Annotated in this window: 10 protein-coding genes and 1 tRNA gene; 5 read left to right on the top strand and 6 right to left on the bottom strand. The window is 43.2% G+C overall.

Annotated features, from left to right (window positions below; translation table 11 throughout):
• Window positions 1-85: 85 nt before the first annotated feature.
• The 3 genes from F7C14_RS04420 to icd all read right to left on the bottom strand — a co-directional run bounded on the left by F7C14_RS04420 (window position 86) and on the right by icd (window position 2,652).
• Complete coding sequence (locus F7C14_RS04420; protein WP_290900238.1) at window positions 86-1,225, bottom strand: site-specific integrase; 1,140 nt, start codon at window positions 1,223-1,225, stop codon at window positions 86-88.
• Between the two features lie 71 nt (window positions 1,226-1,296).
• A tRNA-Asp gene (locus F7C14_RS04415) sits at window positions 1,297-1,371 on the bottom strand.
• Window positions 1,372-1,413: 42 nt separating this feature from the next.
• Complete coding sequence (gene icd / locus F7C14_RS04410) at window positions 1,414-2,652, bottom strand: isocitrate dehydrogenase (NADP(+)) (protein ID WP_290900237.1); 1,239 nt, start codon at window positions 2,650-2,652, stop codon at window positions 1,414-1,416.
• An 85-nt stretch (window positions 2,653-2,737) separates the two neighbouring features.
• On the opposite strand from icd, the gene F7C14_RS04405 reads away from it, so the two are divergent.
• Window positions 2,738-4,312: a tRNA uridine(34) 5-carboxymethylaminomethyl modification radical SAM/GNAT enzyme Elp3 gene (locus F7C14_RS04405; protein WP_290900236.1), complete on the top strand. Its 1,575-nt coding sequence runs from the start codon at window positions 2,738-2,740 to the stop codon at window positions 4,310-4,312.
• On the top strand, window positions 4,309-5,313 hold the full coding sequence (locus tag F7C14_RS04400; protein ID WP_290900235.1) for an L-threonylcarbamoyladenylate synthase: 1,005 nt from the start codon (window positions 4,309-4,311) through the stop codon (window positions 5,311-5,313). The genes F7C14_RS04405 and F7C14_RS04400 overlap by 4 nt, the downstream gene beginning before the upstream one ends.
• Before the next feature lie 4 nt (window positions 5,314-5,317).
• Here F7C14_RS04400 and F7C14_RS04395 read toward each other — a convergent pair whose 3' ends face one another.
• The gene (locus F7C14_RS04395; protein WP_290900234.1) at window positions 5,318-6,175 is read right to left on the bottom strand and encodes a site-specific DNA-methyltransferase; all 858 of its coding nucleotides are present in this window, start codon (window positions 6,173-6,175) and stop codon (window positions 5,318-5,320) included.
• A 35-nt stretch (window positions 6,176-6,210) separates the two neighbouring features.
• Window positions 6,211-6,399: a CopG family transcriptional regulator gene (locus tag F7C14_RS04390; RefSeq protein WP_290900233.1), complete on the bottom strand. Its 189-nt coding sequence runs from the start codon at window positions 6,397-6,399 to the stop codon at window positions 6,211-6,213.
• Window positions 6,400-6,464: 65 nt separating this feature from the next.
• On the opposite strand from F7C14_RS04390, the gene F7C14_RS04385 reads away from it, so the two are divergent.
• Genes F7C14_RS04385 through F7C14_RS04375 form a run of 3 tightly spaced genes read left to right on the top strand, consistent with a single transcriptional unit; the run spans window position 6,465 to window position 9,523 of the window.
• Window positions 6,465-7,394: a hypothetical protein gene (locus tag F7C14_RS04385; protein WP_290900232.1), complete on the top strand. Its 930-nt coding sequence runs from the start codon at window positions 6,465-6,467 to the stop codon at window positions 7,392-7,394.
• A 27-nt stretch (window positions 7,395-7,421) separates the two neighbouring features.
• Window positions 7,422-8,690, top strand: coding sequence for a tRNA (N(6)-L-threonylcarbamoyladenosine(37)-C(2))-methylthiotransferase (locus F7C14_RS04380; RefSeq protein WP_290900231.1), 1,269 nt, complete (start codon window positions 7,422-7,424; stop codon window positions 8,688-8,690).
• Window positions 8,687-9,523, top strand: a complete 837-nt coding sequence (locus F7C14_RS04375) for a DUF3834 domain-containing protein (protein ID WP_290900230.1) — start codon at window positions 8,687-8,689, stop codon at window positions 9,521-9,523. The genes F7C14_RS04380 and F7C14_RS04375 overlap by 4 nt, the downstream gene beginning before the upstream one ends.
• On the opposite strand, the gene F7C14_RS04370 is transcribed toward F7C14_RS04375, so the two are convergent.
• The coding region (locus F7C14_RS04370) for a metallophosphoesterase family protein (RefSeq protein WP_290900229.1) at window positions 9,514-10,074 on the bottom strand (561 nt) is incomplete at its 5' end. The genes F7C14_RS04375 and F7C14_RS04370 overlap by 10 nt on opposite strands.

Below are 10,074 nucleotides of genomic sequence, written 5' to 3'. Positions count from 1 at the left end.
GTTACAGGGCGAGCGTCAGGATAGTCGTCGACGGAAGGATAGGGTTCGTGGGCTTCGGGAGGGATATAATCGATGTGACAGTATTTTAAGCTTCGAAAAATCCGATTTTTAGAGCGGCTAAATACGTCGCTCCACGAATTAGAAGACCCGCAAACTTTACCTTTTCAGAATATTTTTCAACCGAATTTTGATGAGGCAGAAAGAATTGATGGAGGAATTTGAGTTGTTTGAGAGAGTGTTCCGCCTCTCTTTCGTTTATTATGTTTAGTTCTCCGAGTATCTTTTTGTCGGTATCTTCGTCGATTAACTTTGTATATCTTTTGAGATGTTTGCTACCGGGAATGTGCCCGCTTCTTCTACTGAGTTGCTGTTCCGTGAGTAACGTGGACCATAGTGTAATCCCGGTATGGCGTAGTTTGTAAGGGCTGAATCTCTTTCTCTTCTGTATTCCAGCCCTCTTGAAGAGCTTGTCGAGGATTCTGTTGTAGGCGTTGTTGTCTATCGGTTTTACTATTCCTTTTCTGAAAGCGTTTAGATCCAACCACATAGGTGCTTCTGGGTCATTTTTTAGCGGATGCACGTTTAGCCATCTAGAAACGTATGGTAGCGAGAAGCTGAGGTGTGGTGATCTGCGGAAAGTCTTGCTTCTTCTCAGTTCCACTCTTATTCCCCACGAGTCTCTGACGAAGTCTCCTACGGTGAGGGTCAAAATTTCCTCAGGTCTACATGCTAAATCCAAATGGCACATTATCAAAGCGGGGTCTCTCTCGTTCATTGCAACGCTTACCAATTTCAAAACCTCATCCACGGTCAGCAAGTCATCTCTTGTTAAGTCGTTGTCTGTGGGCTCTTTTCGTTTAATCTTCTCTGCGAGATCTTCTTTTCCAAGGAATTTAAGGAAGTACTTCAGTGCTTTTTTATATTCGTTAATCGTACTCAGCTTAGCTCCCGAAAGTTCGAGATTTGCAAGAATTTCGTCGAGACTTTCGTCGTCTATTTCGTCGAGTTCTACGCTGTGGTTCTCGCAAAGCAGTCTTAACGATTGAATTTCTCTGTGCACTCTCGCTGCGCTTACACCATTTGCAAGCCTGTGATTTTTGTATTTTATTATCAGCTTTTTGTTTTTGTTGGAAATCTTGCTTTTCTTCAGTTTTTCTATTTCCCTCAAAAGCCTGCTTTCGTAATCTATGCTTCTCCATTTATCCATGTCGACCTTTGCCTTCACGTCGTATATTTTGTTAGAAGAGCTATTTAAAAAAACAAACTTTGTTTCCGTGCGTTTGAATTTGTTATTCACGCCCGGGTCGGGATTTGAACCCGAGGCGCGGGCTCGACAGGCCCGCATGTTAGGCCTGGCTACACCACCCGGGCTGCTGGAAAGCTTTAAAACATATGTGTTTTTAAGGGTTGTGGTTAGAGGGAGTGCAGATTTTCTACTACAGCTTCTGCGAACTCTCTTGTCCCAACGAGCTTTCCGCCCACATGCCGGTGGATGTCGTAGGTGACTATCCCTTGAGATATTGTCATTTCAAGGGCTTTTTTAATGAGCTCGGAAGCCTTCTTCCAGCCGATGTATTCGAACATTAATGCTCCGCTCAAAATTTCAGCTGTCGGATTTACTTTGTTCTGTCCTGCATATTTCGGAGCTGAGCCGTGAACGGGCTCAAATACTCCCATTCCGTCTCCTATGTTGCTTCCCGGAGCTATTCCGAGTCCTCCAACTAAAGCTGCTGCAGCGTCGCTCATGTAGTCGCCGTTCAGATTTGGCATAGCAAGTACGTCATACTCTGCCGTTCTCGTAAGAATCTGCTGGAACATGTTGTCCGCTATTCTGTCATTTATCAGAATCTTCTCTTTCGGTAGTTCTCCGTTGTAGTTGTTCCATAGTTCTTCTTCTGTAATAACTCTATCTCCGAACTCTTCTTTAGCCACCTCGTATCCCCAGTCCCTAAAAGCTCCTTCGGTGTACTTCATTATGTTCCCTTTGTGAACGAGGGTAACGCTCCTTCTGTTGTTTTCAATCGCATATTTTATAGCCAACCTCACGAGCCTCTTCGTGGCGAACTCGCTTATCGGCTTCAAGCCAATGCCCGAATCCTCTCTTATGTGAATGCCGAATTCCTCAGCCAAAAACTTTATCACTTTTTTCGCCTCTTCACTTCCTTTGGGCCACTCTATTCCCGCGTAAACGTCTTCCGTGTTCTCTCTGAATATCACTAAGTCTACGACTTCTGGATTTTTCAGCGGACTTGGAACACCTTTGATGTAAAACACAGGCCTTACATTCGCGTAGAGATCCAAAGTCTGCCTTATCGTAACGTTCAGACTTCTATAGCCACCTCCAACCGGAGTTGTTAGAGGACCTTTTAAAGCGACTCTGAATTCCCTTATCGCATTTAGTGTGTCTTCCGGCAGATGAGTCCCGTAAAGTTTGTAAGCATCCTCCCCGGCGTAAACTTTAAACCACACGACTTCTTTTCCAATTTTCTCCGCAGCAGCATCTAAAACTTTTAACGCAGCCGGAACGACATCTTTTCCAATCCCGTCTCCCTCGAAGTAGGGTATTATCGGATTATCGGGAACTATGAGCTTTCCATCTTTATACTCTATTCTTTCCCCCTCTTCTGGCGGCTTTACTTTTTCGTATTTCATGCTCCGGCAAACTGTCCCAAGAATTAAAAAGGTTGCGAGTTTCCTTGATAAAAGTTTTAAATTCAACAATTTCCACTTTCAAAAGATGGACTACAGGACAGCGTGCATAGAAATAGCTAAGGAAATTCTGAGAAGGGGAGTGGAGGATAAAAAGGTAATCGGTAGAATAAAGAGGGAATTTGCGAAGAAATTTAAACTCGATAAGTTCCCGAGTGATGCGGACATCTTAAAATTCGCTGAGAATTTGGAAGGATACGAAAAGCTTAGGAGAATTCTGAAAGTCAAGCCGATCAGAACTCTGAGCGGAGTGGCAGTGGTTAGTGTCATGAGTTCTCCAGCCAAATGTCCCCACGGCAAATGCGTTCCTTGCCCGGGAGGAGTAGAATTCAACACTCCTCAAAGCTACATCGGATTGGAACCAGCAGCTCAGAGAGGAAAGCAATTCAACTACGATCCCTTCAAACAGGTTTCTGCAAGGCTTGGGGAATTGAAAGCTATCGGACATGCGGTAGATAAAGTTGAGGTAATTGTCATGGGAGGAACTTTCATAGCGAGAGATAAGGAATACAGAGATGAATTCATCCTCGGAATATACAGGGCTTTGAACAGTTTCGAAGCAGAATTGGATCTCTCTAAGACGGTTGAAGAAGCTAAACTCAAAAACGAGAGAGCCAAGGCGAGATGCGTCGGAATGACCTTTGAAACCCGCCCGGATTATTCCAAGGAAGAACACATAATCGAGATGCTAAAATACGGGGGAACGAAGGTTGAACTCGGGGTTCAAAGCGTTTACGATGACGTTCTTGAGAAGATAAACAGAGGGCACGGAGTGAAGGAGGTTGTGGAGGCGACGAAGCTTTTGAGGGATTCCGCTTTCAAAGTTGGGTATCACATAATGCCGGGGTTGCCGGGGAGCGGTTTCGAGAGAGATTTAAAGATGTTCAAGATTCTGTTCGAAGACGAGAGGTTCAAGCCGGATTACCTAAAAATATATCCGACTATAGTCGTTAGAGGGACCAAGCTTTACGAGATGTACGAAAGGGGTGAATACGAGCCCTACACGACCGAAGAGGTTGTTGAGCTGATTGCGAGAGCTAAGAGGTACATTCCCGAATACGTGAGGATACAGAGAATTCAGCGTGACATTCCGGTTAACGCTGCTATAGGAATAGATAAGGGGAACATAAGACAGCTCGTCCACGAGAGGTTGAAAGAGCTGGGATACTCGTGTAAGTGCATTAGGTGTAGGGAAGCCGGGTTGAAGCTTAAAAAGTTTGAAGAAAAAGATTTCGAGCTTGTAGTGAGGAAATACAGAGCCTCATCTGGAGAGGAATTCTTCATCTCCTACGAAATTCCGAGCGAAGATGTATTAATAGGTTTTATAAGGTTGAGATTTCCGGACGAGCCGTTTATAGATGTCCTCAAGGATTGCGCCTTGATAAGAGAGCTGCACGTTTACGGAGAAGCGGTTCCGATAGGAAAGGAAGAAAATGAGGCTTTTCAGCACAAAGGTTTTGGAGAGAAGCTTTTAAAACAGGCTGAGGAAATAGCGAAGGAGCAGTACGACAGAATAGCTGTTATAAGCGGGGTTGGCGTGAGGGAGTATTATAGGAGAAGGGGATATAAAAGGGAGTTTGAGTACATGGTGAAAAAGCTATGAGGATTAAAACGAGGGTTGTGAAAGTAAATCCCGAAAATCTGGAAGAGAACAAGATTGGAATAGCTGCGGAGGTAATCAAAAAAGGAGGATTAGTGGCTTTTCCAACTGAAACAGTCTACGGGCTTGGAGCAGATGCGTTAAACGAAAAAGCTGTTAGGAAAATTTTCGAAGTTAAAGAAAGACCAGCGGATAATCCGTTGATAGTTCACGTTAGCAGTGTTGAGCAAATTTACGAGATTGCTCAACCGAATAAAGTTGCAAAAAAGCTAATTGACGCTTTTTTCCCCGGCCCCTTAACCCTCGTGATGAAGAACAAAAAGGTCCCGGAGATTACTACAGCCGGACTTGACACCGTAGCTATAAGAATGCCCGACCACAAGGTGGCTCTGAAACTTATAGAGTTGAGCGAAACTCCAATTGCCGCTCCTTCAGCAAACAAAAGCGGAAAGCCGAGTCCGACTAAAGCTGAACACGTGTTTGAAGACCTTGGAAATCTCGTGGACGTGATCATAGATGGGGGAGAGACTAAAATAGGCTTGGAATCGACTGTTGTTGACACAACAGTGTATCCTGTAGAGATACTTAGACCGGGAGCGATCACTAAGGAAGAGTTGGAGGAGTACGTTGATGTGAAGTACGCTGAAGACTTCAGTGTGGCTAAAAGTCCGGGAATGAAATACAGACATTACGCCCCGGATGCGGAGACGATAGTTCTCGTTGGAAAGGATTTTTTTAAAAAAGCAATGCAAATTGCCGAAGATTTTGTAAAAAAAGGGTATAGGGTTGGAATTGCTGGTTTGAATTTGGAAGATAAGAGAGACGAGGTTATCTACAAAAATTTAGGGAGAAGTTTGGAGGACATGGCTAAAAATCTCTTCAACGTTCTTAGAGAGCTCGATAAAGAATGCGACGTGATAATCATTCAGGGTGTTGAGGAGAAAGGAATTGGAAAGGCGATAATGAACAGGCTTTACAAAGCCGGGAGGGTTTTCAGAATTTGAGAGCCTAAAGTTTTCTTGCTTGAACTGAGTTGTGTAGTCTTTTTTCTATCCTCTCTCTGAGTAATGTTCGTAATCTTTTGGCATCTTCTCTGATTATGAACTCTACATCTATTTCTTCAAAAAGAGTCCTTTTCGGAATCCTTTCTTCTATAGCTTCTTTTAGTTCGAGATCTATTTCGTAACCAATGCAGTTTCTTCCGAGGTTTATCGCTACTGAGCATGTTGTTCCAGTTCCGAGGAAAGGATCAAGAACCGTCTCTCCGTAATAACTGTAAAGTCGTATTAACCGTTCAACAAGCTCTTCGGGAAAAGCAGCTGTGTACTTGCTCCATTTATTGGAAGGAAGAACGTTTGTAATCTCCCAAACCGAAAGATACCATTTTTCTTTTTGAAATTTATGAATTTCAATTTTACTCATCTCCCTAATTTCGGGGGGAACTCTTTTTCTGTCGAATTCTCCTGGTTTTTTGAAGATAATTATCTCCTCGTATATGTTATCCGGATAATAGTACATCGGATATGGATGTTGAAGAAGGACTCCGCTCCTTCTGCTTATTCTAATGTACCCTTCGGGTTTTTTCCAGATTATTTTTTCTTGATATTCGAACCCTACTTCGTGAACCATAATTTCGATGATATCTGCAACTATAGGGTACAACTTCCCCTCTATCCGCACGTCTTGTGTAACGAAACAGGCAACTCTTCCCGGTTGAAGAACTCTGTAAAGTTCTTTCCCGACGTTCCTGAGCGTGTTTAAGTACTCATCGTAATCTTTGAATAAGTCTGGGAAATCAAAAGGAGCGTTATAGTACGGAGGAGATGTGACGACGAGATGGACGCTGTCGTTTTCCACTTCTTTCATATTCTGGGAATCTCCGAAAATAATTTTGACTTTTGTCATCTCTTCTCTCCCTCTTTAGATCTAACATTCGAGGAGATTATGGATTTTTCCGCCAACCACGCGAGAATTATATTCCTTACGATTTCCGCATCATCGTTTCCCATGATCCCTCTGAATTTTTCTAACAATTTCCACTGATCTTGGGAAAATGTAACTTGCACCCTCTTAACATTTTTGTATCTCATATAACACACCACTAACACTTCTAAGACGCATAACGTTTTAAAAATGTTTTCATAACGACTTTTGTGTGCCAAAAGAAAAACAAGATGAACTGTCTACTACTGAAAAAGAGAAAGTTTTACTCACTCTTGAAGTTTATGGTAAGAACGAATGGCTGAGAAGATGGAAGGATCATATTGCTCTTCCTGAAAACATCAATCCCCAAGAAGATAGGGAAGAATTGCTAAGGTATTCTCTTTTTAGGGCTCTCATAGACCAGCAAGCGAGGGTTGATAGAGTTAGGGAGCTTTGCAAAACAGTAGCAGAAGTTTTTGGTGATGAATTGTATTATGCTCCGTACAAAATTTCCGAAATTGAGTTATTTGACGTTTTTAGAGAAGTTGCTGGAGAGAAAGGCTCGGAACTCTACAGAGTTGGGAAACTTGGTGGAATAAAACCGATATCACTTTTTGCTTACAGATTCAAAGCTTATGAGGGATTTATAAGGTCTTTGGGAGATAACACTCTTCTAATTTCCTTTCAGAAGATTCCCAAAGAGTGCAGTGCAACTGGACTTTTTGAGTTTCTAAGGAAGCACTCCGTACTTGAAGCTGGGTGGGTTGGTAACGATCCCAAAGCCTGTAGGATGTTTGTAGACTGGGTTGTATTCTTCTTTTCTGAAATTTGGGATATTGGAGTGTGTAAGCTGGAGGATACCCTTATGATTGTGGATGGTCATGTAGGGAAAGTATTCTGCAGAACGGGGCTTTTGGGAGAAGTGATTTATGAAAAGAGGAGACCTTTCATAATCGAGGCAAGTAAAATGCGCTCGAAAATCGAAAATCTTGTAAGAGATTACGGAAAAGTGCCATTTTATGTTGACAATGGAGCTTTTTATCTTTTTGAAGACGGTTTTTGTTTAGAGGAGAGTCCAAACTGTCCTGAGTGTTTGCTATCGGCTTACTGTAAAAAATATGTAAAATGGACTGCCTACAAACAATTTAGCCAACAACTTTAATATCCGCAGAGTGTAAAATTGCTGGAAATGAAGGTTTACATCGAAACCTATGGATGCACGATGAATCAGGCTGATTCGGACATCATGCGCGGATTGCTTAGTCGAGAGTATGCTTTTGCTGATTCGGCAGATAATGCAGATGTTGTGATTGTAAACACGTGCGGAGTAATCGGATTCACCGAGAGGAAGATTCTGAGGAGAATTGAGGAGATTAAGAGGATGGGGAAGAAAGTTATCGCCGCTGGCTGTTTGGCGAGGATAGCCAGAAAGAGGCTGGAAATGGCCGACGCTCTTGTAAGTCCCGACAACGTCCACAGAATTGGCGAAGTTGTAAAGGCTGTTTTGAATGGTAAAAGAGTTGAAATAATAAACGTGAGCAAAGTCGATAAGGCTGAAATTAGCGGAGTTAAATGCAGGTTGAACGAGAATGCGATAGCTATAGTATCCATTTCCGAAGGTTGCTTGGGTAATTGCAGCTATTGTGCGACGAAAATAGCAAGGGGAAGGCTGAGGAGCTTTTCAATTGAAAAGATAGTTGAGGAGGTTAAGAGGGTTGTTGAGATGGGTTACAGAGAGATTCAGTTAACTTCCCAAGACACCGGGGCTTACGGGAAGGATAAAGGTTACAGACTTCCGGATTTGCTTGAAAAGATAGCTGAAATCGAAGGGGACTTTAGGGTTAGGGTGGGGATGATGAACCCGCAGCACGCTATGGAAATTCTCGACGATCTCATCGAGGCATTTAAGAGCGAAAAAATCTATAAGTTCCTTCATTTGCCCGTTCAAAGCGGAGACAATAAAATTTTGATGGACATGAGAAGAAATCACACCGTAGAAGACTTTGAGGAAGTGGTTAGAGCTTTCAGAAAGGCTTTCGACGATGTTCTGCTTTCTACGGATGTAATCGTTGGATTTCCGACAGAGAGCGAAGAGAGCTTTGAAAAGACCATTGAGCTTGTAAAGAGGGTAAAGCCGGACATCGTGAACATAACGAGGTTCTCTCCAAGAGAAGGAACTTTGGCGGCGAAGCTCAAAGACATTCCTGACTGGATAAAGAAGGAGAGGAGCAGAAGACTTACGAAGATCTGCGAAGAAATTGGGTTAGAAAACAATTTGAGGTTCGTTGGAAAGAAGATGAGAGTTCTGGTCACGAAAAGAGGTAAAAACGAAACTCTTTTAGCAAGGGCAGACTCCTATCGACCGGTAGTGCTCGGAGAAGGGAGAATTGGAGAGTTTTACAAAGCTAAAGTTGTTGATGCAAAATTTAATTACCTCGTTGGAGAGCTCTGCTCATGAGAATAGGGTTTTTATCCACAGCTTACCACACCTCCCACGTACTTCGCCACTATAACATCATCGAAGCGGAATGGAAGCTTTTTGGGACCGGCGTGGATATAATAAGAGCTTTTGAGAGAAAGGAGATAGATCTGGCTTACGTTGGATTGACCCCGACGATTCTTGGAATCTCAAAGGGGTTGGAAATAGTCTGCGTAGCTGGGGGACATGTTGAGGGAACTGCTGTAGCTGGAAGGAAACTTGAAGGGGCGAGAATTGGAGTTCCGTCGAAGGGAAGCATTCACGACGTGATCTTGAGGGCTACACTCGAAAAGGAGAACATTGAAGCTGAAGTGGTAAATTATCCGTGGGCTGATATGATTCTCGAAGATTACATCGATGGGAAGCTTGATGCGGTTTGCGGCACTCCGAATCTTATCGTTTTGGCAAAAAAACACGGAGCCAAGATATTTTTTCACCCGAAGGAGTTGTTTCCCTTCAATCCGAGTTACGGGATAGTGGTAAGAAAGAGCGCTTTAGAGAGAATAAATCTTGCCGATTTCCTTATCAAACACGAATGGGCTTGCAATTTACTCAAAGAGGCGAGAGGTGTGGTTTCGAAGAGCTTGAGTGAATACTTTAACGGGTTAATTGATCCAAAAACGATGGAGGAGATACTTTCGCTTAGTCCGAAATACTGTTCTTCACTTCCGAGAGAATACATAGATTGCACGATGGAACTGCTTGAGGTTATGAAAAAGCTTGGCTACATTGAAAAAGTACCGAAAGAAAGGGACATCTTCGACACGGAGCTTATAGAAAAACTTCATCCTCAGAAACACCACTACTCGTAAACGTTCTTTAAGTACACTTCCGACTTTTCGAGATCAACCAAAGCGTAATTTCCAGAAGCGGCAGAGCCAGGATTTACGAGTATCGTATTTTTAACTCTTTCCACACCCTTCGCCTCGTGGATGTGACCGCAGAAAACAAATTGGAACTTTTTAACGTGCATGGCTATCGAAGTGGAGCCGGCGTGGATTCCTTCGTAGGTTCTGTCGAGTATTCCGTAGGGTGGGCAGTGAGCGAGCAATATGTCGTTCCCGCTTATGTTAAATCTTTTCAGCACGCTCTCTATGTACTCCTCTGAATACTCCGATGGGGTGTAAAAGGGAGTTCTGTTCGATCCTCCAACTCCGTGGATTAGAAAGCCGTTAAACTCGACGCTTCTTCCGTGGAGAAAAGTTATTACTTCGGAGCTTTCAAGGAGCTTTATAGCTAAGTTATCGTCGCAATTTCCGTGGACAGCGAAGCAAGGAACTTCGTACTCCCTAACAACCCTTTCGAAGGAGAGAACGTCCTCTCCTCTAAAGTCGGTTATGTCACCGCAAACAAAAATAGCTTC

Source organism: Ferroglobus sp. (genome assembly GCF_015521575.1).
GTDB lineage: Archaea > Halobacteriota > Archaeoglobi > Archaeoglobales > Archaeoglobaceae > Ferroglobus.
Note: the sequence above shows the minus strand (reverse complement) of the source record. Positions and strands in the feature narration are given on the sequence as shown.

Excerpts from the sequence above, each read along its gene's own strand:
- F7C14_RS04390 (WP_290900233.1), bottom strand. The coding sequence starts at position 6,399 with ATGAGATACAAAAATGTTAAGAGGGTGCAAGTTACATTTTCCCAAGAT.
- F7C14_RS04400 (WP_290900235.1), top strand. The coding sequence starts at position 4,309 with ATGAGGATTAAAACGAGGGTTGTGAAAGTAAATCCCGAAAATCTGGAA.
- icd (WP_290900237.1), bottom strand. The coding sequence starts at position 2,652 with ATGAAATACGAAAAAGTAAAGCCGCCAGAAGAGGGGGAAAGAATAGAG.
- F7C14_RS04375 (WP_290900230.1), top strand. The coding sequence starts at position 8,687 with ATGAGAATAGGGTTTTTATCCACAGCTTACCACACCTCCCACGTACTT.
- F7C14_RS04405 (WP_290900236.1), top strand. The coding sequence starts at position 2,738 with ATGGACTACAGGACAGCGTGCATAGAAATAGCTAAGGAAATTCTGAGA.
- F7C14_RS04395 (WP_290900234.1), bottom strand. The coding sequence starts at position 6,175 with ATGAAAGAAGTGGAAAACGACAGCGTCCATCTCGTCGTCACATCTCCT.
- F7C14_RS04380 (WP_290900231.1), top strand. The coding sequence starts at position 7,422 with ATGAAGGTTTACATCGAAACCTATGGATGCACGATGAATCAGGCTGAT.